The 26889-nt window shown below is 56.3% G+C and carries 23 protein-coding genes; 20 read left to right on the top strand and 3 right to left on the bottom strand.

Annotated elements, in window-relative coordinates; genetic code table 11:
- The first annotated feature begins 16 nt into the window (after positions 1–16).
- From PYL13_RS19485 to PYL13_RS19390, 20 genes are all read left to right on the top strand, one after another.
- Positions 17–1387 (top strand): MmgE/PrpD family protein, encoded by a 1371-nt coding sequence (locus PYL13_RS19485; RefSeq protein ID WP_275643300.1) that lies wholly within the window; start codon positions 17–19, stop codon positions 1385–1387.
- A complete protein-coding gene (locus PYL13_RS19480; protein ID WP_250984416.1) occupies positions 1384–2349 on the top strand; it encodes a branched-chain amino acid ABC transporter permease in 966 nt (321 codons plus the stop codon). Before PYL13_RS19485 ends, PYL13_RS19480 begins: the two co-directional genes overlap by 4 nt.
- Positions 2349–4115 (top strand): branched-chain amino acid ABC transporter ATP-binding protein/permease, encoded by a 1767-nt coding sequence (locus tag PYL13_RS19475; protein ID WP_275643299.1) that lies wholly within the window; start codon positions 2349–2351, stop codon positions 4113–4115. Before PYL13_RS19480 ends, PYL13_RS19475 begins: the two co-directional genes overlap by 1 nt.
- Complete coding sequence (locus PYL13_RS19470) at positions 4108–4818, top strand: ABC transporter ATP-binding protein (protein WP_192489830.1); 711 nt, start codon at positions 4108–4110, stop codon at positions 4816–4818. The genes PYL13_RS19475 and PYL13_RS19470 overlap by 8 nt, the downstream gene beginning before the upstream one ends.
- 30 nt (positions 4819–4848) lie before the next feature.
- The gene (locus PYL13_RS19465) at positions 4849–6060 is read left to right on the top strand and encodes an ABC transporter substrate-binding protein (RefSeq protein ID WP_250984418.1); all 1212 of its coding nucleotides are present in this window, start codon (positions 4849–4851) and stop codon (positions 6058–6060) included.
- Positions 6061–6169: 109 nt separating this feature from the next.
- Complete coding sequence (locus PYL13_RS19460) at positions 6170–6970, top strand: N-acyl homoserine lactonase family protein (RefSeq protein ID WP_250984419.1); 801 nt, start codon at positions 6170–6172, stop codon at positions 6968–6970.
- Between the two features lie 79 nt (positions 6971–7049).
- Positions 7050–7376, top strand: coding sequence for an NIPSNAP family protein (locus PYL13_RS19455; RefSeq protein WP_250984420.1), 327 nt, complete (start codon positions 7050–7052; stop codon positions 7374–7376).
- A gap of 70 nt (positions 7377–7446) precedes the next feature.
- The gene (locus PYL13_RS19450; RefSeq protein WP_250984421.1) at positions 7447–8322 is read left to right on the top strand and encodes an NAD(P)-dependent oxidoreductase; all 876 of its coding nucleotides are present in this window, start codon (positions 7447–7449) and stop codon (positions 8320–8322) included.
- 10 nt (positions 8323–8332) lie between these two features.
- On the top strand, positions 8333–9769 hold the full coding sequence (locus PYL13_RS19445) for an aldehyde dehydrogenase family protein (protein WP_275643298.1): 1437 nt from the start codon (positions 8333–8335) through the stop codon (positions 9767–9769).
- 60 nt (positions 9770–9829) lie between these two features.
- Positions 9830–10255, top strand: a complete 426-nt coding sequence (locus tag PYL13_RS19440) for a carboxymuconolactone decarboxylase family protein (protein ID WP_192489824.1) — start codon at positions 9830–9832, stop codon at positions 10253–10255.
- 111 nt (positions 10256–10366) lie between these two features.
- Positions 10367–11266, top strand: a complete 900-nt coding sequence (locus PYL13_RS19435) for an NAD(P)-dependent oxidoreductase (RefSeq protein WP_275643297.1) — start codon at positions 10367–10369, stop codon at positions 11264–11266.
- A gap of 4 nt (positions 11267–11270) precedes the next feature.
- Positions 11271–11660 carry a cupin domain-containing protein gene (locus tag PYL13_RS19430; RefSeq protein WP_250984424.1) on the top strand — a complete coding sequence of 130 codons (390 nt, stop codon included), beginning with the start codon at positions 11271–11273 and terminating at the stop codon, positions 11658–11660.
- Between the two features lie 123 nt (positions 11661–11783).
- A complete protein-coding gene (locus tag PYL13_RS19425; protein WP_250984425.1) occupies positions 11784–12473 on the top strand; it encodes a GntR family transcriptional regulator in 690 nt (229 codons plus the stop codon).
- Between the two features lie 326 nt (positions 12474–12799).
- Entirely contained in the window at positions 12800–13822 is a 1023-nt protein-coding gene (locus PYL13_RS19420; RefSeq protein WP_250984426.1) for a substrate-binding domain-containing protein, read from the top strand.
- A 109-nt stretch (positions 13823–13931) separates the two neighbouring features.
- The gene (locus tag PYL13_RS19415; protein WP_275643296.1) at positions 13932–15425 is read left to right on the top strand and encodes a sugar ABC transporter ATP-binding protein; all 1494 of its coding nucleotides are present in this window, start codon (positions 13932–13934) and stop codon (positions 15423–15425) included.
- Positions 15422–16366, top strand: coding sequence for an ABC transporter permease (locus tag PYL13_RS19410; protein ID WP_275643295.1), 945 nt, complete (start codon positions 15422–15424; stop codon positions 16364–16366). Before PYL13_RS19415 ends, PYL13_RS19410 begins: the two co-directional genes overlap by 4 nt.
- A 1-nt stretch (position 16367) precedes the next feature.
- Positions 16368–17336 carry an ABC transporter permease gene (locus PYL13_RS19405; RefSeq protein ID WP_275643294.1) on the top strand — a complete coding sequence of 323 codons (969 nt, stop codon included), beginning with the start codon at positions 16368–16370 and terminating at the stop codon, positions 17334–17336.
- Positions 17337–17339: 3 nt separating this feature from the next.
- Positions 17340–18362 (top strand): LacI family DNA-binding transcriptional regulator, encoded by a 1023-nt coding sequence (locus PYL13_RS19400; RefSeq protein ID WP_275643293.1) that lies wholly within the window; start codon positions 17340–17342, stop codon positions 18360–18362.
- Between the two features lie 40 nt (positions 18363–18402).
- Entirely contained in the window at positions 18403–19452 is a 1050-nt protein-coding gene (locus tag PYL13_RS19395; protein WP_275643292.1) for a sugar phosphate isomerase/epimerase family protein, read from the top strand.
- Between the two features lie 11 nt (positions 19453–19463).
- Positions 19464–20633 (top strand): Gfo/Idh/MocA family protein, encoded by a 1170-nt coding sequence (locus PYL13_RS19390; RefSeq protein WP_275643291.1) that lies wholly within the window; start codon positions 19464–19466, stop codon positions 20631–20633.
- Between the two features lie 291 nt (positions 20634–20924).
- On the opposite strand, the gene PYL13_RS19385 is transcribed toward PYL13_RS19390, so the two are convergent.
- From PYL13_RS19385 to PYL13_RS19375, 3 genes are all read right to left on the bottom strand, one after another.
- On the bottom strand, positions 20925–21599 hold the full coding sequence (locus tag PYL13_RS19385) for a response regulator transcription factor (protein ID WP_275643290.1): 675 nt from the start codon (positions 21597–21599) through the stop codon (positions 20925–20927).
- Positions 21600–21784: 185 nt separating this feature from the next.
- Positions 21785–23845: a sensor histidine kinase gene (locus PYL13_RS19380; protein WP_275643289.1), complete on the bottom strand. Its 2061-nt coding sequence runs from the start codon at positions 23843–23845 to the stop codon at positions 21785–21787.
- 212 nt (positions 23846–24057) lie between these two features.
- Positions 24058–26886 carry an autotransporter outer membrane beta-barrel domain-containing protein gene (locus tag PYL13_RS19375; RefSeq protein WP_275643288.1) on the bottom strand — a complete coding sequence of 943 codons (2829 nt, stop codon included), beginning with the start codon at positions 26884–26886 and terminating at the stop codon, positions 24058–24060.
- Between the last annotated feature and the right edge of the window lie 3 nt (positions 26887–26889).

Genomic DNA, 26889 nt, shown 5'->3' with positions numbered 1-26889 from the left:
AAAGGGAGAGAGTTCAATGAGAAGCAATGCGCTATTGCGCGAACTTGTCGCTCAGGCAAAACCTGAAGGCGGCTTCCCGGACGAGGTCCGGGCAAAGGCAGCCACCTGCCTTGCCGACTTCATCTCCTGCGCAATCGAGGCTGCCGATCTACCGTGGAGCAGGCAGGCACTGGCTGTCGCGGTTGGCGGCAATGGCCCGTGCGCCGTGATTGGTGAGGCGGCGACTGTTGGTGCATTGGATGCAGCCTTCGCCAATAGCGTTCGTGGCCACGGCCTGGTGCGCGAAGACATGCATGCCGGCAGTATCAGCCACATGGGTGTCGTGGTCTGGCCTGTTGTTCTGGCGCTCGTTGCCGAAAACCCTGACCTTGTCGCAGATCCACTGGAAGCAGCTATTGCGGGTTATGAAATCGGCGGTCGGGTCGGGCGGGCGCTGATAACGCCAGATATGGCGCGGCGTTTTCGTCCCACGGGCCTGATAGGCCCACTTTCAGGCGCACTGGCTGGCGCAATATTGCTTGGTCTCGATCAGGACAAGACAGTCAACGCGCTGGCGCTTGCTGCAAATGCCTTTGGTGGTCTCAACGAATGGCCGCATAGCGGCGCTGACGACATGTATTTTCACCCCGGTTTTGCGGCCCGCAATGCACTGAGTGCTGTGAAACTTGCCGCACTCGGTGCCAAAGGGTCAGACAGCGCGCTTGATGGTGTTGCCGGCCTGTTTCCCGCATTTGGCATTCCGCTGCCGACTGAGCGTATCTCGCTTTATCCAAATGGCACGTTTGAAATCATGGCGGTTTTCAACAAGGAAGTGCCTGCCTGCAATTTTGCACAGTCACCTTGTCAGGTGGCTTTGGCAGCCATCAACCGGGTGGGAGATGGCGATAGCGTCGAGAAGATCCACCTGTCGACCTACAACGCCGCGCTGAATTATCCGGGCTGCAATTATCGCGGTCCATTTGAGACGCCGTTGCAGGCAAAGATGAGTATTTTCTTTGGCATGGCCGCGACGATTGCCCGTGGCGAGATTGCTCAGGCCAATTATGCGCTGCTCAATGATGCAGCGATCACAGACCTGATCGACCGCACGACCATCACGGTTTCCGATTGGCTGGATGGAGCCTTTCCGGCCCGTCAGGGCGCGGAACTCCGGTTAGAGACGAAGCGGGGTGAGGTGATCGTTGAACTCCTTGATGATGTGCGTTCAGCGTCGCCAGAACTGGTTCGCAAGAGATTGGCCGATGCCGCGGCAATTCGCCTGGGCAAACAACAAGCGCAGCAAATCGAACTTGCCATTGAAAACCTGACGAAGAGCGGGGCCAGCGCACGCGCTGTAGCGGCGCTGGAACAATTATGCCGAACTGGAGGAGGAGAAAGAGCCGTATGAGCGACTTTCAGATATTGATTGAGAGCATCTTGCAGCTCCTGATTACAGGTGTGCTGGTTGGTGCGCTTTACGGGATGATGTGCGTGGGTCTGGCTATGATCTTCGGCATCATGCGCGTGATTAACTTCGCCCAAGGCGATTTCATGATGCTCGGCATGTACGCGACTTATTTCGCGTTCGGCGCTTTTGGCATTCAGGCCTTTTTCGGTGCTGAACTTGGCGCCTATGTTGCCGTCATGGCAGCAGCGCCTGCGATGTTCCTGTTCGGCTGGATCATCCACCGTTTGATGATCCGTCGGGTGACGGGAACACGGACTGTGGGCATGGAGGCCGACGGCCACTACGCACAGCTCATCCTGACGCTTGGTATTGCCCTTATCCTGCAGAATGGCGCGATGATCCTGTTTGGTGCCGATCTGGTATCGATCCGCACACCGCTGTCGAGTGACGCATGGGCACTTGAACCGTTTGGTGAAAGCATGCCGATCCTGCTGTTCTTCAACAAGTCGCGTGTGCTGACGGCGCTGTTTTCGGCCGTCGCCATCATCGGCCTGTGGCTGCTGATACAACGCACCTTCCTTGGCAAGTCACTACGTGCTGCGGCCGACAATGCTGAAGCTGCGACCTATATGGGCATCAATGTCGACAAGTCGCACCGTGTGGCCTTCGCCATTGGTACTGCGGTTACGGCGATGGCCGGCGGTCTGCTTGCCACCAACTATCCGTTCAGCCCGTTCGTCGGTCTCGAATACGTCATCATCATGTATGCGGGTGTTGTTCTCGGCGGCATCGGCAGCGTCATCGGTGCCTTCTGGGGCGGCATGCTGATTGGTCTCATCCAGCAGTTCTCGACACTCGTCCTGCCCACCCAGTTGCAGAATGCGACAATCTTCGTGTGCTTCCTGCTGGTTGTCATGCTGCGACCCCAAGGCCTGTTCGGCCGCAACGTGGAGAGAACCTGATGAATATGTCTGTTCTCAAATCTATCAGGGTCTTCTTCGCGTTAGCGCTTGGCTACATGGTGCTTGCGATCTTTGTGACCAATTCCTACTACCAACTCATTTTGACGCTGGTACTGATCTGGGCCATTTTTGGCCTGAGCTGGAACATCTTCAGCGGTTATACCGGGCTTGTGTCCTTCGGCCATGCCAGCTTTTTCGGCATAGGCGCCTTTGCCACCGTGCTTGCACAAATCTACTGGGGTCTGTCGCCCTGGCTGATGTTCTTTGTGTCGGGTCTGATCGGCGCGGTTGCCGGTGTTCTGATTGGTTTTCCAACCTTCAAGCTGCGCGGCCACTACTTCGCGCTCAGTATGCTCGCCTATCCGCTGGCACTGATGTACGTCTTCCAATGGCTTGGTTTTCCTGAAGTCAGCATTCCACGTGTCCACGACAATCCTGCCGCTTACATGCAGTTCACGGATGGTCGGGTCTACACGCTGATTGCCATGGTCTTCCTCTGCGCCGTTGTCGTGCTGTCGCGCGCAATCGAAGCCTCTCGTTTCGGCATGGCGCTTATCGCCATCAAGCAGAACGAGGCAGCTGCCGAGGCTGCCGGTATTGATACCCTGCGATGGAAACTCAAAGCTATCGCGCTGAGCGGTGCCATTGCCGCGATGGCCGGGTCGCTCTATGCCGTCGTCATTCTCGTCATCACACCGCAGTCGGTATTTGGCATGCTAGTTTCTGCGCAGGCGCTGACTGTGACGATGTTCGGTGGTGCGGGTACCTTGTGGGGACCGATTATCGGTGCGTCCTTCCTGATCCCGATTGCCGAAGTCCTGCACGCGGAACTCGGCAACTTCCTGCCCGGTATTCAGGGCGTGGTTTACGGTGTTGCCATCGTGGTTCTGATCACTGCGGCACCGGAGGGCATGTTCTGGAAAATTCGTGACCGTTTGCGTAGCCGCAAGGAAGAAACGTCACCTGTGATCGCCGATCAGCCGGTGGCTGCCAATGTCACACCGCTTCCTGCCCGGGAAACCCGTGGACTCAACCCCGAAATCGTCCTCGACGTGCGCAATATGTCGAAGAACTTCGGTGGTCTGAAAGCCGTGCAGAATGTCAGCTTCCAGGTCAACAAGGGCATGATCCTCGGCATTATCGGCCCGAACGGTGCCGGCAAGACCACGCTGTTCAATCTGCTCAACGGCTTTCAGTTGCCAAGCGAGGGCGAGGTGATGGTTGACGGCGTCAACATGGCGCGTCGCAAACCGCATGAACTGTGTCAGGCCGGTGTCGGCCGCACATTCCAGATCATGCGTCCGTTCACCCGCATGAGTGTGCGTGACAACGTGAAGGTCGGCTCTTACGTCACCGCAAAAAGCGAGGAAGAGGCAGAAACCATTGCTGACGATGCACTTCGTCAGGTCGGATTGTTGTATATCGCGCACCAGCTTGCTGGGGGTCTCTCGACCAAGGACCTGCGCCTGATGGAACTTGCCCGCGCTTTGGCCGGAAAACCACACATCCTGTTGCTGGATGAGACATTGGCAGGGCTTGGCAAGGAAGAGGCGGTCGAAGTGGTTGCCGTTATCCGTCGGCTGTCAGCGTCAGGTGTCACGGTCGTGATTATCGAGCACACGATGCATGCCATGGTTCAGCTGGTTGATCGCTTCCTTGTGCTCGATCACGGGCAGGTCATTACCGAAGGACTGCCGCAGGAAGTTACCCGGGATTCACGGGTTATCGAGGCCTATCTTGGAAAGAAATGGGTGGCAAATGCTTGAGATCGAAGACATCACCGCCGGCTATTCATCATCCATCGCGGTTCTGCACGGCGTGTCACTCACGATCGGCCAGGGCCAGTTCATCTCGGTTGTCGGTCCGAATGGTGCGGGCAAGACCACGTTGTTCAAGGCAATTTCTGGGATCGTTCCATTACGCGGTGGTCGCATTCTCTGCGAGGGACAGGATATTTCCAACCTTGAGCCATCCAGTCGACCACATCTGGGCATCGCCCATGTTCCAGAGGGACGGCAGGTGTTTCCGTCGATGACGGTGCTTGAAAATCTGGAAATGGGTGCCGCGACCGAAAAGGGCCGCCGCGAATGGAAAGAAAATCTTGAGCGCATATACACCTGGTTTCCGGTGCTGAAGGAGCGTGCTGGCCAGTATGCCGGCACATTGTCGGGCGGTCAGCAGCAGATGCTGGCCATAGGTCGTGGTTTGGCATCATCTCCAAAGCTTTTGATGCTTGATGAGCCATCCATGGGACTTGCTCCATCCACCGCCGATCTTGTGTTCGACAAGATGATGGAGATCAGGCGTGACATAGGTCTTTCGATCCTGCTGGTGGAGCAGCGGGTCGCCGAGGCCCTGCAATTTGCAGATCGCGGATACGTTCTGGAAACGGGACGAATTGTGCTCGAGGGAGACGGAGAGGCGCTGAAGGCCGACGACCGCGTCCGTCAGGCATATCTTGGAATGTAACAAAGCAATAATGTGTGGAGGAGTGAACACATGAAAAGCAATGCAAAATTCTTTCTGACAGCAGCACTGGCATCAACAGTGCTGAATGCCGGTTTGGCGCAGGCCCAGACGGCAGAACCAATCCAGATTGGTTTGATCGCGCCGACATCGGGCATTTATGCCCGTCCGGGTCAGGTCATGAAAATGGGCGCCGAAATGGCAGTCGAGGACGTCAATAAAGCCGGCGGCATCGCTTGCCTGGGCGGCGCGCCTCTACAGCTTGTCACTATCGATTCAGGCGATTCCGTTGAAAAAGCCACCAACTCTGCCCAGCGCATGGTTGCGGACTTTCCGGGCCTTGTCGGAGCAACTGGCGCTTATCTGAGCTCGTTCACGCTCGCGGTCAGCGAAGTAACGGAACGTGCTAATCTGCCGCTTCTGACCTTGTCCTATTCCGACCTCATCACCAGCCGCGGTTTCAAGAACATCTTCCAGACTTCTGCGACCGCGGGTGTGCAGGCACAAATCGCATTGCCGATCATCCTTGACCTTGCCGAGCAGCAAACCGGCACGCGTCCAAAGACCGTGGCGATCATCACCGATAACACGGCTGCATCGCTTGCCTCTGTTGATCGCATGAAGAAGGGTCTTCTGAAGGATGTTGGCCTTGACCTGTCCTTCGAGCAGGTGTTCACGCCGCCGCTGGCGGACGCGACCTCGCTTGTGCAGCAAGTGCGGCAGCAAAAGCCGGATCTGCTGTTTTTCCTGCCGACGGTTATCTCAGACAGCAAGCTGATCCTTGAGAAGATGAAGGAGTTCCGGGTCAACACACCTGTGGTTTCCTTTGGTATTGCTATTGCCGAACCGGAAGTACTCAACACCATGCAGGCCGACCTGCTTGAAGGCGTGATGTCAGCGGTGGCGAACTGGGGCACCAAAGGTCAGGAAGACCTGATCAAGCGTCTGAACGAAAAGTATGGCGAGCCATGGATGACGCAGAATGCCATCTCGACCTATGGCGATATCTGGTTGTTCAAGGATGCACTGGACAAGAGCTGCAGCCGTGACCGTGCCGCTCTTGGTGAAGCGTTGAGAACGCTGAATGCCGGTCCGGCCAAATATTTCCCCGGCGGTACGCTAAGCTTTGACGACAAGGGCCATCGCGAAGGCGCCAGCCTGACGATCATCCAGTGGCAGAAGGGTATTCCGGTTACCGTTTATCCTGACGATCTGGCGCTTGCAAAGCCGATCTGGCCGAAATGATGATGCTAGTCCGGACATCGTGTCCGGGTGAGGACGTCATAACCGGGGCGGTTCAACCCGCCCCGGCTCTGGATACTGCGCCGCGCGCTGCAAGCGTAAAGAGGATGGAATGGCTGACGAGACATATGAAGTTCTTGCCGTGAAATATGCCCATAACGGGCGGCAATCTTCGCAGAATTTCATCGGCGGTGATGAACATGACCGGCCGATGCCACTCGACTATTTTGTGTGGGTGATCCGCAATGACAAGCGCACCATCATTGTCGATACCGGCTTTAATCCGGACAGCGGCAATCGCCGAGCGCGCGAACTGACCACACCCGTCAATCAGGCCCTTTCGGCCGTGGGTGTGGATTGCGCCAGCGTACAGCACGTCATCATTACCCATATGCATTACGACCATGCCGGCAACAACGACATGTTCCCCAATGCCTGCTTCCATATGCAGGAAAGCGAGATGCAATACGCGACCGGTCCCTGCATGTGTCACCACACGCTAAACCACCCATATGAGGCCGAGGATGTGACGGGCATGGTGCGCCGCGTTTACGCAGGCAAGGTCGCTTTTGCAAATGGGGACGACCAGCTTTTTCCCGGCGTTTCCGTACATCATATCGGTGGCCATTCGCGCGGCCTTCAATGCGTGCGTGTCAACACGGCGCGTGGCGCAGTCGTGCTCGCCTCTGACGCGTCCCACCACTACGCTCATATGAATTCCGGCCGGGTTTTCCCGACTTGCGACAGCGTTTCACAGACGATCGCTGGCTACGGACGGCTGATGCAGCTGGCCGGTGAGAAGCGCCTGATTGTTCCCGGGCACGATCCGGAGGTGCTCAAACGATATCCGGCTTACAGCAATCAGACCGAAGGCATGGTTGCCAAACTGGATGTCGACGAATTAACAATCTGATCGATAATTTTGTATTATCGACATATTGTATTACTGCAATGTAACGTAAACTTGATTGATGATCCGGGAGGAAAATCCGATGATCCTTGAAATGCGTGTCTACTACTGCGCCCCCACCAGACTGCCAGCTCTTCTCGACCGTTTCCGTAGCCATACGCTCGGCTTCTTCGACAAATATGGCATCGAACAGGTGGGTTTCTGGACGACGCTTGTCGGCAGTGACAATCACACGCTCGGTTACATTCTCAAATGGAAAAGCATGGCCGAACGTGAAGAGCGCTGGAACGCATTCCAGGCCGACGCTGACTGGATCGCTGCGCGTGCGGAAACCGAACGCGAACGCCCGATCGTTGCACGGGTGGAAAACAGTTTCCTTGCTCCAACGGATTTTTCCGCCCTGCGTTAACGGCAGGTTTTAAAACCACTTCTGGCATTGGGCCGGAGCGCGATGAAAACAGGTGAGGTTAGACAATCAGATGGCCGGAAAAACAATAGGCTTCATTGGATTGGGAATGATGGGCGCGCCGATGTGTGCATGCCTGGTTAAGGCAGGATTTCGCATTCTGGTGGCGGACGCAGATCCGGCGCGGGTCAGCGCGATCTGTGATGAGCTATCCGTATCGCCATTAACGAAAGATGTGGCGGGTGAGGTTGATGTTCTGATCACCATGCTGCCGAATTCCAAGATCGTTGAAACGGTTCTTCTGGAAAATGGTTGGGCAGCAGCGCTGCGCAAGGGCTCGCTGGTCGTCGACATGAGTTCGTCCGAGCCGGTGCGGTCGCGTGATCTGGCGGCAACGCTCGAAGCTCAGGGGCTGGAATATCTTGATGCTCCGGTTTCCGGTGGCGTCAAGCGAGCCCGGGAGGGCACACTTGCCATTCTCGTGGGTGGCAAGGAAACAGTGAAAGCCGAGACCATGCCGGTGCTTGAAGCAATGGGCGGCTCCATTCTGTTTATCGGTCCGGCCGGGTCTGGCCATGCGGCCAAGGCGCTCAACAACTTCGTGTCAGCGTGCGGGCTGATGGTGACGGTTGAGGCGCTGCATGTTGCACAGCGCTTTGGCATTTCGCCTGAGGCGATGACGGATGTGCTCAACGCCTCATCCGGCAAGAGCAATACGTCTGAAAACAAGGTCAAACAATTTATGTTGTCGGGCACCTACGGGTCCGGTTTTTCACTGCATCTCATGGACAAGGATCTGGGCATTGCCCGTGCCTTGGCGCAATCGGTTGATTATCCGCTGACCTTCGGACGCAACGGTATCGACCTCTGGCATGAGCAGGCAGGCGAGGTCGGCCCAACTGCTGATCACACCGAAATGTATCGCCTGCTCGAGCAGGAACAGGATTGAGGGTTTCGCCATGATCGTCCTGGACAAGTTTTATATTGATGGTGCCTGGGTTGAGCCAGTTGGTGGCAGCACCATGGATCTCATCGATCCCTCAACCGAAAAGGTCATTGGTCGGCTGTCTCTCGGCAATGAAGCGGATGTTGACAGAGCCGTGGCGGCCGCCAAACGTGCAGCACCGGCCTTTGCCGCCACGACCGTCGAAGAACGCATTGCTTTGCTTGAGCGGATTCTTGCTGCCTATAACAGTCGTTATGATGAGTTTGCCGAAGCGATGCGTGTGGAAATGGGTTCGCCCATTACCTTTGCAACAAAGGGGCAGGCGGCGCGTGGACCTTTGCATATCGAGGCGCTGCTGAAGGTCCTGAGAGACTTTCGTTTCGAAGAGGACATGGATAGCGGCACGCGCCTGCGGCACCAGCCGGTTGGCGTCTGTGGTCTGATCACGCCTTGGAACTGGCCGGTCAATCAGGTCATCGTGAAGGTAGGGCCAGCACTTGCTGCTGGCTGCACGATGGTTCTGAAGCCCAGCGAATTCTCCGCCATCAGCACGGTTCTATTTGCCGAAGTCTTGCATGAGGCGGGTGTGCCTCCCGGTGTCTTCAATCTCGTCAACGGCGATGGTCCAACGGTTGGCTCTGCCATTGCAGCCCATGACGACATTGCCATGGTGTCCTTTACCGGTTCGACCCGTGCTGGCATCGAGGTGGCGCGGGCAGCGGCTCCGACGGTCAAACGGGTCGCGCAGGAACTGGGCGGCAAGTCGGCCAATATTCTGCTTGATGACGTTGATCTTGAAGATGCTGTGCGTCGAGGCGTGGCGGCCTGCTTTACCAATTCGGGCCAATCCTGCTCGATCCCCACCCGTATGCTGGTGCCCGCGCATCTGATGGACCGCGCGTCCAAAATCGCCGCGGACGCCGCGGATGCCTATCGTCTTGGACCGACGGATGCCGCCGATACCCAGCTCGGCCCGGTCGTCAATCGCAGCCAGTTTGATCGTGTCCTGAGCTTCATCAACAGTGGTGTGGCAGAAGGAGCAACACTTGTTGCTGGCGGTGCTGAACGTCCTGAAGGTCTGCCAGACGGCTATTATGTGCGCCCGACAGTGTTCAGCGATGTTGGGCCGGACATGGCCATTGCGCAGGAAGAAATCTTTGGTCCGGTTCTGTCGATCATTCCCTATCGGAGTGAAGATGAAGCCGTCGCCATTGCCAATGGCACATTTTACGGCCTTGCCGCCTATGTCCAGTCGGCAGACCGTGAGCGGGCGCGAGCTATTGCCCGGCGGCTCAATGGTGGTCAGGTGCATATCAATTATCCGCCTGCTGACTTCGGTGCGCCATTCGGTGGTTTTGGCCGCTCGGGCAATGGCCGCGAATGGGGCGAGGCGGGACTGCGCGAGTATCTCGAAACCAAGGCGATGATTGGATACGGAGCCGGCGAATGAGCACGGTCATCCAGGTCAGCCCGATAGCAATAACAGTGATAACGAGGGAGGCACATCGGAATGCCAACTGAAAGCGAAATCTTCGCCAAAGGGTTCCAGAACCGCAAACGCGTGCTGGGCGCAGCCCACGTCGAAAAGTCGTGGGAAAATGCTGACGATTTCAACCGGCCAGCCCAGAGGCTAGTCACGGAATATTGCTGGGGTGAGGTCTGGGGCGACGAACGGTTACCGTTTGAAACCCGTAGCATGCTCAATCTCGCCATGCTGACGGCCATGAACCAGCACCACGAACTGGCGGTGCATGTGCGCGGTGCCTTGCGCAACGGCGTGACACCAGACCAGATCCAGGCCGTTTTGTTGCAGGCCATGGTCTATTGCGGCGCTCCGGCGGCTCTTGCCGCGTTCAGAACTGCCAGCACGGCCATCAAGGAATGGCAGGCAGAGCAGGCAAAGGCTGGTGAAGCCTTGAACGGAAGCGGCAAATGAACTGTCCGCGCGCCAGTGCCATTGGCGATGGATGAGCGTGAGTGAGGAAAACGCGCCCGCAATGCCAGCATTCTGGCAACGGAATTGGGTGCTGTATCGAGGATAAGCAGGATGTCTAATCCGCAAGTGGGATTTATCGGACTTGGCAATATGGGAGGACGCATGACGCGCTGCATCGTGGCAGGCGGCGTCGAAGTCCTCGGTTACGACAAGGATGCGCAGGCAGCAGCGCGTTTTGGTGCGACACCGCCCCAAAGCATTCGGGAGGTGATGGAAGGCGCAGATATCATCCTGCTTTCTTTGCCTGACAGCGTCGTGATCGAACGTGTCGTGGAGGGCGAAGATGGAGTTCTCCAGCATATCCGCCCCGGACAGGTTGTTGCGGATATGAGCACGGCGTCGGCCGCCTCGACCAAAAGACTTGCCCGTCTTTTTGCGGAAAAGGGTGCGTTCCTGGTTGATGCCGGAATTTCCGGTGGCGCTGCCGCTGCCGAAAAAGGCGCCCTGACGCTGATGGTGGGCGGCGACGCCGGCGCCATTGAACGGTTGCAGCCCGTGTTTTCGCTGATTGCCAGCAAAGTGATCGTCATGGGCGACTGCGGCGCGGGTCACACCGCCAAGCTTCTCAACAATTTCCTCAACGCCGTCAGCCTTGCTGCGACGGCGGAAGTCATGGTGGCGGGCAAGAAGGCCGGTCTTGATCTGCACAAGCTGCTGGATGTGCTCAATGCCAGCAGTGGTGTTAACTTCGCAACGCTGAACCGCTTCCCTAAGATTGTCGACGGTGATTATCTGGAAGGCGGCCTGACCAGCAAGCTGATGACCAAGGATGTTTTGCTCTATTGTGACATGTTACACGAACTAGGCGTTTCGTCTCTCAACTCTGCCGGGCCCATGGCCAGCTTTGGTCTTGCGACTGCGCTTGGTTATGGCGATGTGATCAGCAATCGCGTCGTTGATGCAATCGGGGACATTTCGGGCGGCGTTCGCCTGCACAACAAAAAGGACTGATGTGATGAAGATTTTCCATGGCCGCCAGACTGGCGCGGTTTCCGAAGTTAGATCTTCGACATTTACGGGAACGGTTCATGCTGACCCGATCATGCCGACGACCGATGGCGTGACAATCAACAATGTGTTCTTCACGCCCGGTGCACGTACCTACTGGCACACCCATGAGACCGGGCAGGTGCTGACCGTTGTTGCCGGCGAAGGCTGGGTTTGTGTGGATGGTGAACAAGCTCAACGTATTCGTGTGGGAGATATTGTCTGGATTCCAGAGGGAGAGCGTCACTGGCACGGTGCAACGGCCACGAGCTACCTCCTTCACACTGCCGTTTCTATCGGCAAGACCGTGTGGGAAGAAGAAGTGACGGCCGAGCAATTCGCATCTGCAGGTGCCTGATCACCGTCCGGTACGGCATTCCACGTGTAGACTACGGGTCTTTATCGTCGGCGGACACAACTTGTTACAGACCTGCGGATCATGTAAATGTCGGATGGTCATAATGTAATATAGGAATTACTGATGGTTGTGCGTGGGGTTGCCTTGCAAGCGGATACGCTCCGCCGGCAGATAGAAAACGCCGTACGAGACGGCATCACCTCGGGTCGATATGCTCCGGGCAGCCGCCTCGTCGAGCGTGAATTGTGCGAGGAGCTTGGTGTAAGCCGGACTTCTCTGCGCGAGGCACTGCGCAAGCTCGAAGCGGAAAAGCTGGTGGAAATCGTCCCCCACAAGGGGCCAGTTGTCGCCAGCATTTCGCTTGAAGAAGCCGGCGAAATTTACGCGCTTCGTGAATTGCTGGAAGGTTTTGCTGCCCAGGAATTTGCAACGCGTGGCTCGGATGAAGACTTGAATGCCTTTGGCCGCGAAGCGGCGGTTCTGCGCGGCCACGCACTTGCTGGCGAAACGGCCGAGGTGCTTGAAGCCAAAAGCCGTCTTTATTCGATCATGCTCGGGCGCTGTGGCAACACGCTGGTGCGGGAGGTCCTCCAGAGCCTTTTCTCACGCATCAATATTCTGCGCGCAACGTCTCTTATGCACCCCGAACGGATTTCCCAGAGCCTTGCAGAAATCGATGCACTCACGAAGGCTTTACAGTCACGCGATGCCGAGGCCGCACGGAAGTACGCCTCGCAACACGTGAAAAACGCGTCGATTGTTGCCCTGAAGTTACTGGGTGAACAACAGAAGGCGGCCTTAGTGGACAGCTGAGGCGTCCCCATACAATACAATCGTCTTCTCGTCGTCACGAAGGATCGTTATCGGAGTGTCAGTCCCTGACACTACGGTTCAATGCCGGGATGTTGCGCTCCTACGCATAGCGTGTGGCTGCCGTAAAATCACGCCTTGCTATAACTCCGCACATCAAATTTGCCGCGTCTATTCTCTGAACAGGCTGCTTTATTTCATCTTTTAGCCTCTTATCCCCAGCGACAACAAAACAGGCGTCATAGGATTGACTCAGTCGTGAAACCGGTTACATTCCGCGATGTAAACGGTTTCATAGTGTATATCCGTGCTTGGAGGAGCAAAATTTCATGTTTAGACATTTGATGGCTGCCGCTGCGATGGTGCTTGCGGCCGGTACGTCCGTGCACGCCCAGGAGCAGAGCTTCAAGATCGGTCTTTCCAACTCGTTCGTCGGCAGTGAATGGCGCACGCAGATGATCGAAGAGGCTCAGGCTGCTGCAAAGGCTTGGGGCGATAAGGGCGTCAAGGTTGAGGTTGTTGTCCAGAGCGGCAATGTCGACGTTCAGGGACAGATTGGCCATATCAGGAACTTCATGAACCAGGGCGTTGATGCGATCCTGATCAATCCGGGTAGCCCGACTGCTTTCGACCCGATTTTTGCGCAGGCCAAGGCACGCAACATCCTCGTGATCGCGACAGATGCTGAAGTATCCTCCAAGGATGCCATCTATGTCGGTATCGACCAGAAGGCATGGGCTGCACAGTCCGCGCAGTGGCTTGCAGATACATTGCAAGGCAAGGGCAGCGTTGTTGCGATCAACGGCATTGCAGGCAACCCTGCCAACGAAGCCCGCGTCGCCGGTTACCGCGAAGTGTTCGCCAAGTATCCTGACATCAAGGTTCTGAATGAAGCCAATGCCAGCTGGGACCAGGCGCAGGGCCAGCAGGCCATGCAGAACCTTCTCGCAACCTACCCTGATATCAGCGGCGTCTGGGTTCAGGACGGCATGGCTGATGGTGCATGGCGCGCAATCGAAGCCGCCGGCAAGGCAAAGGACATTGCTGCGACGGGTGAAATCCGCAAGGACTTCATGACCCGCTGGGAAGCCGAAAAGTTCAATTCCGGTGCTTCGGTCAACCCTCCCGGCGTTATGGCCAGCGCACTGAACGTTGCTGTGCTGAAGCTGCAGGGCAAGGAATTCAAGGACGGTGTTTTTGGCGGTACGTATGGCAACGCCATCTACATTCCGATCCCCTTCGTGAACAACGAAAACCTGGCGGACAACATCAAGGCTGCAGACGGCAAGCCAGGCTACTGGTCTGTGACTGCAACCGTGACGCCTGAACAGGCTGGCGAGTTCTTCAAATAAAATGGCCTTCGGGCTGGTGGTTATCACCAGCCCGAATTTCACTATTCGAATGCGGACCATGTGTGTTTTCCCATGTCCGCCAATGACAAGTACAATTCGGAGACATGCGATGGCGAACGCTTTGGAAGCGGCCGGCATAACGAAGAATTTTGGTGCCGTGCGTGCCCTGACAGCCGGTAAGCTGACGGTCGGCCGGGGTGAAATCCACGCGCTGCTCGGCGCTAATGGTTGCGGCAAGAGCACGCTATGCAAGATTGTGGCGGGTGCAGTAGCCCCGACCAGTGGTGCCATCAAGTTCAACGGCAGCGAAGTACACTTCAAGAGCCCGCGTGACGCCGAGAATGCAGGAATTGCGCTTTTTTATCAGGAGTTGAGCCTGATCCCGCAATTGTCCGTGGCCGATAACATCTTTCTCGGACGAGAGCCGAAGCGCGGCGTCTTTGTCGATCGCAAGGCCCTGATTGCCGAGGCGCGCAAGTTGATTGCACTGTTCGAGGGTGTTGCCGGTGAAGGGCTTGAGCCGGATGCGATTGTCGGCAACTTGCCGCCGGATCAGCGCCAGCTTGTCGAAATTCTTAAAGTTTTTGCGCAGAACGCCAGCCTGATGATCATGGATGAGGCGACGGCAGCACTTGACGGCCGCCAGTCACAGCGCTTCTTTGAAATTCTCAGGGCCAAGAAGGTCGATGGTGTCTCCACCATCATGATTTCCCATCGTCTTGACGAAGTATTTGCCGTTTGTGACCGCATCACCGTGATGAGAAACGGCGCGACGATCTCTGAACTCGATACCTCCACGACCACCCGTGAGGCCGTCGTGCATGACATGGTCGGCGATGTTCGCGCCGCACCGGCTCGCCAGCAGGGACGTTTGGCCGCACCAGCCAGCCTGAAGGTCGAAGATGCTACCAGCACGGGCGTGCGTGGTGTCACACTTGAAGCCTATCCGGGTGAAATCCTCGGTCTGGCTGGTCTGCAGGGGCAAGGTCAATCGGCCCTCTTGAAAGGCCTGTTCGGTGCCAATCCCTTTACATCCGGGGATGTGCAGTTTGCTGGCCAGAAGGTGACCATCGCCAAGCCGGCACAGGCCGTCCATAACGGTTTCGCCTATGTCTCTGGAGACCGTGGCCGTGACGCCTCCCTTCAGGGGCGTTCGATTTTTGAAAATCTCGTCGCCGCTTTGATGGTGCGCGAAAAGAAAAAGCTGATCCGCCCTGCCTCGCTGAAACCGTGTGTGCAGAAAGTTGCTGACGATATGAAAACGAAGTTTGCCGGAATGGATATGCCGATCGGCACGCTTTCCGGCGGCAATCAGCAGAAGATCTTCATTTCCCGCTGGCTGGCCACCGCGCCGAAGCTCCTGTTGCTGGATGATCCGACCAAGGGCATCGATCTTGGCGCCAAGGCAGACCTTTTTGCCTTGATGCGCCAGCAGGCCGATGCCGGTGCGACCATCCTTTTTTACTCATCCGAGGACGCGGAAATTCTCGAATATGCCGACCGTATTCTGGTGTTCAACGGCGGTCGCATTTCGGCAGAACTGACCGGAGCAGACATGACCCCCATCAACATGACACGCGCCGCCTATGGAGACGCCGCATGAGTTCGTCCGGTATCTTACGCAAGCAACCCTGGATCATAACGCTTGTCGTTCTTGCTATTCTTGTTGCGGTCAACACGTTTCTGCAGCCCTCCTTCATTCAGCCGTCGGTGCTGCAATCCAACCTGACGACATTTCTTCCGCTCATCCTCGTTGCGATCGGCCAGACCTATGTCATTCTGGCTGGCGATATCGATTTGTCGGTGGGCAGCATCGTGGCACTTGCCAATGTTGTTACGGTCAGCGTGATTGCGGCGCTTGGCGGGTCAGCCGGTGCTGTGTTTGCAGGAATGGCGGCAGGTTGCATTGTTGGTCTGGTGTGCGGACTGGTCAACGGCCTGTTCATTTCCGGCCTGCGCTTTCAGCCGATTGTCACGACTTTTGCCACGGGCATCATTTTTGCCGGACTTGCCATCTGGGTGTTGCCGCAGGCGGGTCTTCCCGTCCCGGAAGCCTATTGGCAAACCTATTCCGGCAGCTTCATCGGCTTACCTTTTGTCGTGTGGGTTCTGTTTGCCGGTATTGCCTTCACACTGATCGTGTCGCGTATTCCGTTTCATGTCCATCTGTTGGCGGTCGGCGGTAATCGCACCGGTGCCTTTCAGACTGGTCTTCGTCTTTCCGGCATTCGCGTCGGCGCTTACATGATCTCCGGTCTGTTTTCGGCGCTGGCGGCGCTCTGCCTGACCGGTGAAACCGCATCGGGCGACCCATTGCTGGGCGCAAGTCTGGCGCTGTCGTCCATTTCGGCTGTGGTTTTGGGAGGTACGGCGCTTTCTGGCGGGTTTGGCAGTTCGACCGGGTCGATTGCTGGCGCGCTGGTGCTTGGCATGATCGGCAATGTGATTTTCTTTGCGGGCCTGCCTTTCGAGTACCAGACATTGGTGCAGGGTTTGATTGTGCTGACGGCGCTTGCCGGTGGCGTTCTGGTGACGAGGCGTTGATATGACCAATCCGGGCTTGCAAATCAAAACTCTGCTCACCGATCCTTTGACAATTGCCATTGGCGCATCCGTTTTCCTTCTGCTGGTTGGCGAATTGCTGTCGCCGGGCTTTGCGCAGGGCTCGCAGATCGTTCGTTTGCTGACCATTGCCGCCATTCTCGGCATCGTCGCGGCAGGTCAGAACCTTGTGATCCTTGGCGGACGTGAGGGTATCGACCTTTCGGTCGGTGCCATGATCTCGCTGGGCGCTGTTCTGGCTGGCAACATGATGAACGGCCAGAATGCCGGTATTCCGCTCGCCATTCTGGTCGCTGGCGGCATTCCGTTCCTGATCGGCCTCATCAACGGCATAGGCATTACCTTTGTGCGTATTCCTCCACTGGTCATGACACTTGGCATGACGGCGGTGATCCAGGGCGGACTTGTGGTGTATTCGCAGGGCGTGCCATCGGGTGCGGCAGCGCCGTTGCTGGCCGGTTTCATCAACCGTCCGCTGATCTTCGGCATTCCTGGCGTGCTGTTCGTCTGGTTGGGTATTGCGGCCATCATGCTGTTCATGCTGCGCAGAACGGCGTTTGGATTTGCCATTTACGCTATAGGTTCAAACGAACGCGCAGCGACGCTGGTCGGTCTGCCGGTTTCCCTGATCCGCACGCTGCTCTATGGCCTGTCTGGTCTGTTTGCGGGGCTGACCGGGGTCTGCGTGATCGGTTACACCGGCACGTCCTTCATTTCGGTGGGCGATCAATATGTCCTGCCGTCGATCATCGCTGTTGTCATTGGCGGTACTTCACTGGCGGGGGGCGCCGGTGGATATGTCGGAACAATGGCCGGAGCTGTTGCGCTAACCATCCTGCAAAGCGTACTGATTACACTTAACTTAGATGTATGGGCCCGGCAGATCATATTCGGTGTCACGTTACTTGCGCTGATGCTGCTTTATGGCCGCCAAAAGCAGCTGCGTGTGTAACAGATGAGCAAAGAACAAGGTTCGAATATCCGGGAAGTTGCAGCCATTGCGGGCGTGTCGATTGCGACCGTGTCGCGCGCGCTGCAACAACCCGACAAGGTACGCCCGGAAACCCGGAAAAAGGTTTTCGATGCCGTGAGGCAGGCGAACTTTGTGCCCAATGCCCAGGCGGCCAGTTTCCGGCGACAATCCAACAACACCGTCATTCTCCTGGTTCGTGATATCGGCAACCCGTTTTATCTCGAAATCTACAAGGGTGTGGAAGAAGCGGCCAGCGAAGCTGGATACAAGGTTCTCATGGGTGATGCCCGCAACGATGTGAACCGGGTGGCAAATCACATTGACATGGTCCGGCAGAAACACGCAGATGGGCTGATCCTGATGACGGGCCAGTTTCCGACAGAGCTTTTGGATCAAGTTGATAACCTGCCGCCAATCGTTATCGCCTCGGAAACCGTTGCCGGCATCGCGTTACCAACCGTCAAGGTCGATAACCGCGCGGCATCCAAGCACGCCATGCGTCACCTCATCGAGGCCGGGCACAAGCAGATTGTGCATCTTGCTGGTCCGTTCCCGGAGACGCTGGCGCAAGAGCGTTTTGATGGCTACCGCGATGCTCTCACCGAAGCCGGGATCGATTACGATGAGACGCTGCTTGTCAGCGGTGACTACAGCATCGAAAGCGGTCGTCAGGCGATTACTGGCCTTCTGGAGCGCGGTATTTCCTTCACTGCCATCTTCGCATCGAGCGACCAGATGGCAATTGGTGCGATCAGCGAATTGCGGGCGCGTGGCCTGTCGGTGCCGGGTGACGTGTCGGTCACCGGTTTCGACGACATCATCTTCGCCAATGCGTTCGAACCACCGCTGACAACGGTGCGGCAGCCCCGTCAGGAAATGGGTCGCAAGGCCATGGCGCTGATGGTTGAGCGGCTGAACGGCAAACGGACAGCCGAGACAATCGTAATGGACACAGAACTGGTGGTGCGCGGCTCGGTGGCGCGCTGCCGACCGCGGCAGCCTTAGCTGCGATACCTGAAATTGTGAATGCAAGGAGAGTATGGATATGAAGACGATCAAAGGCCCGGCGATTTTCCTCGCGCAATTTGTTGGGGACAAAGCCCCCTTCGACACGCTCGACAATCTCGGCCAATGGGCAGCTTCGCTCGGCTACAATGGCATTCAGGTGCCAACAGATCCCAAACTCTTCGATCTGGAAAAGGCAGCGGCTTCCAAGGCCTATTGCGATGATGTCAAAGGCAGCCTTGCCGAACTCGGTGTCGAAATCACCGAGCTTTCCACTCATATTCAGGGCCAGCTTGTTGCGGTTCATCCTGCCTATGACGAGTTGTTTGATGGTTTTGCGCCAGCCGAATTGCGCGGCAAACCGCAGGCACGGCAGGAATGGGCCGTCAATCAGCTGAAATATGCGGCGAAAGCCTCGCAGCATCTTGGTCTTTCAAGCCATGCGACCTTTTCCGGTGCCCTGGCATGGCCGTTTGTATATCCATGGCCGCAACGTCCGACCGGCCTCGTTGAAATGGCCTTTGCCGAGCTTGCCAATCGCTGGAAACCTATTCTCGATACGTTCGATGAGAACGGCGTTGATCTCTGCTACGAGCTGCATCCGGGTGAAGACCTGCATGACGGCGTGACCTTCGAGCGTTTTCTGGAAGCGACAGGCAATCACGCACGGGCCAACATCCTCTATGATCCGTCCCACTTCGTGCTTCAGGCGATGAACTATCTGGATTTCATCGATATCTATCACGAGCGTATCCGCGCCTTCCACGTCAAGGATGCCGAGTTCAATCCGACCGGCCGATCCGGCGTTTATGGCGGCTATCAGGGCTGGGTTGACCGTCCGGGCCGGTTTCGCTCGCTGGGCGATGGGCATGTCGATTTCGGTGCGGTGTTTTCCAAGCTCACCCAATATGACTTCGACGGATGGGCGGTTCTGGAATGGGAGTGTGCCCTGAAGCACCCGGAAGATGGTGCGCGCGAAGGGGCAGATTTTATTCAAAACCACATCATTCGCGTGACTGAGCGGGCATTTGACGATTTTGCCAAAAGCGGGGTGGATGAAGCCGCCAACCTTCGCATCCTTGGTCTGTGAAAGGTAATCCCATGTCAGTAGGCACTAAAAAATTCGACAGCCGTCGTATTCGTCTCGGTATGGTGGGCGGCGGTCAAGGTGCATTTATCGGCGCGGTTCACCGTATCGCAGCGCGACTTGACGACCGTTATGAGCTGGTGGCCGGGGCGCTCTCATCCGATCCCGCCCGCGCCAACGCCTCGGCCGTGATGCTCGGTATTGCAACAGATCGCTCCTATGCTTCGTTTGAAGATATGGCTGTGGCTGAAGCGGAGCGCGCCGATGGTATCGAGGCCGTCGCCATCGTGACGCCAAATCATCTGCATTTTGCCCCCTCAAAGCTTTTCCTGGAAAAGGGCATCCATGTCATCTGCGACAAGCCGGTGACCGCGACGACCGAGGAAGCCAAGAAGCTGGCCGAAATCGTCAAGGCGTCCGACAATTTGTTTATTCTGACGCATAATTACACCGGTTATGCCATGTTGCGTCAGATGCGAGAAATGATTGCCAACGGCGCCATCGGCAAGCTGCGTCATGTGCAAGCGGAATATGCGCAGGACTGGCTGACGGAGGCAGTAGAAACAACTGGCGTCAAGGGTGCTGAATGGCGCACCGACCCCAGCCGTTCTGGCGCGGGCGGCGCGATTGGCGATATTGGCACACATGCTTTTAACGCTGCAGCATTCGTCACCGGTGAAATTCCCGAGAGCATCTATGCTGATCTGACATCCTTCGTGCCCGGACGGCAGCTGGATGACAGCGCCAATATCCTGTTGCGATACGCCAGTGGTGCCAAGGGTATGCTGTGGGCCAGCCAGATTGCCGTTGGCAACGAAAATGCACTTTCGCTGCGTGTCTACGGCGACAAGGGCGGGCTTGAATGGCACCACCGCGTGCCAGACGAATTGTGGTTCACGCCCTATGGCGAACCGAAGCGGCTGATTACACGCAATGGCGCCGGGGCCGGCCCTGCCGCCAACCGCGTCAGCCGCGTGCCATCCGGCCACCCGGAAGGATATCTGGAAGGGTTTGCGACGATCTACCGTGAAGCCGCAGATGCTATCATAGCAAAGAGGGAGGGGAATACATCGTCTGGGGAGGTGATCTTCCCCGGTATTGACGACGGCCTTGCGGGGCTCGCGTTCATTGATGCGGCAGTACGATCCAGCCAGACAACGTCTTGGGTCGGGATCGACATCTAACCCGCATTCTATCTAAAACAGACGAGCTAACACATTTGAGGACGTTGTCGAGAGCGGTCTTATTTGACTCGAAAACAGAATGCGTCATCTCGGCATGGTTGATGGTGAGGTGACGGTTTTGCCAACCAGATCGTCACCAGTCTGACTGAAGACTGCGTTGCGACGTCTGGTGACCGCGTGGTGTTCGGCGGCGCTTGAGGGCCTGGACGCCTTGAGCGAGGAATGGTGACACTTTAAAGTGCCCGGGTGATTGGCTGGGCTCTGAATGAACAGCACGTGGAAGCTGAAATTCTAGCGGAGAGTGATCTCGCCGGAGAGCTGGAAACCGACACCATGGATAACATGGATGGGCAGTTCGGCACCGCTTTCGCGCACTTTTACGCGCAATCGCTGCAAGACGGCGTCCAGACTGCGGGTGTCCGCAAGCGTCTGATATCCCATGGCAAGGCCGAGTTCGTGACGGCCAATGATCCGCTTACTGTCTTCTGCCAATTTTGAAAGCAATGTCGCCTCACGGCCGGACAGTTTGATGACCGTGCCCTGCGGAGAGGTGAGCCGCTGGCCGACCCGGTCTATCGACCACTTGCCGGTAGGCCGGGCAGGTTGTGCATTTTTGTCGCTCTGGCGAAGCCGGTCGGCCAGATTTTTGATGGCAAACACCAGTTCATCGCCATCAACCGGTTTTGTCAGGTAGAGATTTGCGCCTTCGGAGTAGCCGCGAAGTTTATCGTCCCGCAATGTGCGGGCGGTCAGCATGATGATGCCAATATTGGTTGTCTTCTTCAGGCGCTGCGCTATCTCAAATCCACTGGTATCCGGCAGATTGACGTCGAGTATGGCGACGTCAAAATCCTCCGTGCCCAATGCCAGGTCAAATTCCTTGCCGTTTCCCACGGCTGTGACGGCAAAGGTGTTCAACCGCAGAAAATCAGTCAATCCCTGCTTCAGATCAAGGTCGTCTTCCACGAGTATGACTCGGACCGGCCCATTTCCGCTTTGACGCGTGGCATGAGTTGGTGGGGTAGATACTGGGGGCATTGAACCGACTTTTGACTGTGCATTACGGGCTGTGGTAAGCGCGTGTGATAATCACGCGGCGAGTGCTCCAATCGAAACCGGTGGATTGGATGGGTGTTGATTTGACTGATAATTCACGCCAAAACGGGCAAAACAATGGTCGCTTCAGTGCCGCCGTCTTTACCGCTTGAAAGTGAAAAGTGTCCCGCATGGGCGTCTGCGGTACGTTTGACAAGTGACAGGCCAACGCCTGTTCCTTCGATGTGAGCAGAATTTGTGCCTCGTGTGTGGTTCTCGATCAGGTCTTCAACGACTTCTGCTTCGATACCTATTCCTTTATCCCTAACCCGGAAATGCACAGTCTCGTTATCCCTGAAAACGTCCAGCCAAACCTGTGTTGATCCAACCGGGGCGGAAAACTTGAATGCGTTTTCGAGCAGGTTGATAATTGCCAATTTCAACATCTCGCTATCGGCGCGAATGAATGCCTGTTCGACGTCCGTGGCGATTGAAACATTCAAGGTAACGCCGTGCAGCAAGTCACGCGCACTTATGACCGCGCTCATGGCGGCATTGCTGACGCTGATCTCTGACAGTGCTGGCTGAAAGGCTGGGCCTTGCAGTTTGCTTCTGGTGAGATTGACTTCTAAAACCTCGACCAGCCGCGCAACGCCGGTGTGGGCGCGGTCCAGTCTCTGCCGATTGGCCTCATCGTCTTTTGGCAAGGTCAGACCAATGCTTTGCAGGTTGGTTCTGATTACGCCGAGCGGCGTACGATACTGGTGGGAAATGACTTCCATGAACCGGACTTGCTGTTCCTGTGCCTGCAGTTCGGCGCAGAGTGCCTGTTCGGCCACCCGTTTTGCTTCCACCAGCTCCCCCGTTCTTTCGCGAACAAGATCATTGGCATGTTGTTCGGCGGCACTTGCTGCTTCCAAAGCACGGCGATCGGCATTGCGAGCAGCTGTTTCTGCGTTGCGCAACCGGACCGCCAGCGAGCCGGTTAAGAGTGTAAAGTGGGTTATGCTGGTTGCGGCATAAGAGCCTGCCACCCAGCTGGGGAGTGAGAGAATGCCATACCGCTGGCTGTTCGTCGCAATCAAACCTGCCCAAAGCAGGCCGAATGCCGCGGAGTTAAGGCCAGTTTGTGCATTGGGTTGCCGAAGGAAATCGATAAGGGCGACCGACATGGCCATTGTGGTGAGGACCAAGATGACCGGTCCGGCCAACAGCACAAAAAAGCGGTTTACCCCGAAAAGCACGCAGAAAACACCGACAATGCCGACAATAGCTGCGAAGCGGAAATAGAGATCGATCTTCGGGTAACGTGGGTCGAGGTCCAAAATGGCCCTTATCGATAGCGCACCAGCGGTCAGCCCAAACCAGGAGGATGTGCTCGACAGGTAGTCGTTACCGAGGCCACCATTGTCGAAAAACAGCAGTCGCGCCATGCCGAGCGCGCCAAAATAGGTCGAACTGACAGCTAGAATGTCCAGCATCAGGAAAATATAAAACTTCTTTCTGTCGAAATAGAAAAAGAACAGCTGGATAACCAGCAATACGCCCATGCCGCCAAACCACATTCCACGAACGAGGTTCTGGACGATGGATCTGTAGTCATAATAGCTGGGTGATAGCAGTTCCGCCGAGACGTTGAGGCTGGCGTCCTTGTTGTGCGCCCGGATGTAAATGATCCGCGTCTGGTCTGGAAATAACTCTAGAGGCAAGACGTTTGCCGACGTATTGAAGTTGGCATTCAGGCGTGGCGAATGATCGCCCATCTCGAAGCGGTCGAAATCCGCCTCCCGCATTCCGGGCTTTTCAACGCCGACATAAACTTCCAACTCGTCGGTAAAGTTCGGCATGATCGACAGAAGAATATCCTGCGGTCGCTTCACGCCTGCTGGCAGTGTCACGGCAAATCGCAACCAGGCGGACGTGCGCACAAAACCGAGATTGACGTCGTGGCCTTCAATAGGCGCGAACAATGCCTGGTGTTGCAACATATCCTGCAACGTCAGTTTTTCGTTCTTGACGAGTGCGACGTCGATAAAGCCATCCAAAGGCACGGAACCATAGAGGTCAGCAGGAACTTGCTGAATGCGTATGCCGTCCGAAGTCTCGCCCGCGAGCAGAGAGGTGGCGCTGATAATCAACGCTGTCAGCGCGGACAAGAGAAGCTTTGTTATCGACACGAACTGCAAGGCCTGTTCATTTGATGGTTCTGTCCGATCGGTGCCTGTGACGGCACAATGCGAATGTTTTCGCGTCGCCCGGTACGGTGATGTTGTCAAGCACAAGTGGTGAGTGAGGTGCGAAATTTGCCACTTCTGCGGGACATGCCTGTGGATGCCCTCATAAGAAAAGAGCGGCGGAAAACCGCCGCTCTGAGTTTTTTATTGCGATATCAGAACTTCACGCGAAGCTTTGCGTTGGCACCGTGATCGTATGCGTTTGAGCCGATCTGTCCGTTATAGGTGAAGCTGAGTGTCGATGCCGGGGTGATGGTCAAGTCCACACCTGCCTCGAGCAGTGCCGCATTGCGGTCAACTGGCGTGCTGGTCACGGAGAAACTGTCACCCGTGGCAAATCGAGCCGAGGATACCGGGTCGACATCACCAAAGGCATGCATCCAACCGATGGTGCCGCGTGCCACCGATGCTACACCGGCAATATCCAGATCTGTAGATGCACGCAGACCGATGGTGGTGAAGGTCGTGTTCATCGAGGAATCGTCAACCGTCAGTGCAGCCGTGCCGCCTGTTTCGGTAAAGCCATCCGTTCTGGTGCGCGAATGCGCCAGGGCTGCGAAAGGCTCCAGTGCAGACTTGCCGACGTCAAGACGGTAGGCCAGTTCGCCATAGGCATTGAAGCTGCTGCCGTCATAGTCGCCGGACAATGTCTCGCCAAGCGCCGTGATGGTACGGCTCGTATCAACATTGTGCCAAGTGTAATTCAGGCCTGTGCGGAATGCGACCGGACCCCATTTGGTACCCGCGTAACCGCCAAGGTGGTAGTTGGTGCTGGCACCATTGCTGCTGTCCGTGTCGAAGAATGACCGACTGTAGCCGCCGAGCACACCAACACGCCAGTCGCTACCGACCATCATGTCGCCACCGAAGATCACGCCGCCATTGGCCGTATCCGTATCGGAACCGCCGTCAACGCCGCTGACCTTACCCCAGGAACCAAAACCGTTGACCCAAGTGGCGAAACGATCGGTATCGAAGGCTTCCTTGGGCTCGAAAGCAGCAAAACGTTCGTCCTTTGCTGCTTTCTTCTCTTCAGCATAACCGAGAGCCATCGAAGAAGGTGCCGCAACACCGTCAGTCACGGCGCGAACACGGCTGTTCAGGGCGGTGTTTACGGCGCGGTTCGTCTGTGTGAAGGCACCTTGTGCCGTCGCATAAACATCACCGGAAAGCTGCTGGTAAGCCTGCAGAGCGTCGTCTTCGCTCAACTGCAAAAGGTCGTTGTAAAGCTTCAACGAAGCGCTACCTGGTGTCTGGTCCAGACTGTCGAGTGCGCCTGCGAGCGACTTCTGATTGCCCGTTCGTGCAACCCTGCTGAATGGGTTCGGGTTGGTGCCGGTGTTGCCGGAACCCTTCACCGAGACATTCAAGTACGCATTGTAGTCGTCATATGACGTGGTGATATCCAGAAACGCCGAAGACGTATTGATGAGTTCGCTGAACTTGCCAGTGAGACCGCCGTCTGCGTTGAGGATGGTGTATTTTTGGGTCTGCTGGTAGCTCGTTGCATCGTCCAACGACGTCACCTTAACATCGGCGCCATCTTCAATTGATGCTTGCCCATCAACGTGAACAAGATCACTTGTTGTGCCGCTTAGATCAACGGCATAGGTGGATCCATCTCTCAGTGTGAGATTTCCATCTACCGTCAATGTGCCGATCTGGTTGAAAGACGGGGCTCCAAATGTGGACGCTCTGGCCCAAATGATAGTCTCCAAACCGCCCGGGGACAGAATGCCACCGTCGCCAATGGTCGTTGTGCCAATGGTGCCTGTGCCACCGATCGTGCCGCCATTGTTCACTTTGACTGTGCCACCAAGCACATTGCTAACCAGCAAGCTGCCGCCATTGACATTGGTCACGCCGGAAAAGTTGGCGCTGTTACCGGTGAGTGTCGTGACGCCAGAGAGGTGCTTTATGTCACCGTTTCCTTTGATTCCGGCGGAAAATGTGTAATTGGCATCGGTGTGATTGAAGACGATCGAGCCTGAAGTGCCTGAGCCAAATGTAATTGAGTCAGACTTCAAGGTGCCAGCTGCAGCGGCGAATTCGGTTTCGGCAGCACCAATGTTTAGAGTGCCTTTTGACCCGGGCGCTGAAGCAATAAAGGTTGTGCCGTTATAGCTACCATCTTGCTGCTGCGTGCCGACGGTGACGACAGCTTCGTCACTGATGGTCAGCGTGCCGTTGCCTTGATAACCAATAATCAAACCACTGCTGTTTATCCACAGAGACTCCGAGCCGGTTACTGTTACATCGCCGGTGCTATTGGCGGAATTTCCAATGAAACCAGTAATATTTTCCACAACGCCGCCGTCGCTGACATTGAGTGTGCCATCAGTAGTATATCCGACGTAGATATTATGGTGATCAATCCATCTGGAACCATTACCGGTGACGTTTACGACGCCGACAGTGTCTGCAGGATAACCGATCATACTGGTCGTACTTTCGACCAATCCACCGTCTTTAATATTCAGCGTTCCGTTGCCAACAAAGAGCGCACCTGTATTTATCCAAGTTGATCCAGTACCTGACACGTTGACTTTGCCGGTGGTCGTCGCCTTTTGAGCGATGTAGCCCAGTCTATTTTGTACGACAGCGCCATTTTCGATGTTGAGTTCACCATTTCCGTTAACGCCGACGGTGAGAGGCTCGGTGGTTTCCCATCTGGTCCCATCTCCCGTGACGGTCACGATACCTGTATACCCAGCGCCAAATGCGATGAGGCCATCACCGCTGGTTACAGTTGCGCCGTTTGAAATTGTCAGATGTGTATCCGCGTTATTCGATACAAACAGTCTACCTGTAACAGCTTTGTCTGCTGTGATCGCGTGATTTCCACTATTGAAAGCTTCGTCAGCCCAAGCAAAATTTGGAACTGCCAGAAGTACTGTCGATGCAAGCAGCGCGTTGCGGCTTGTTTTCGCTACCTTATTAAACCGCCTGCCTGTGTTGACCGGCGTCATTGAATTCTCATGCATGTC

The organism is Agrobacterium sp. Azo12, from assembly GCF_029193765.2.
In the GTDB taxonomy this organism is placed as follows: Bacteria; Pseudomonadota; Alphaproteobacteria; order Rhizobiales; family Rhizobiaceae; genus Agrobacterium.
Note: the sequence above shows the minus strand (reverse complement) of the source record. Positions and strands in the feature narration are given on the sequence as shown.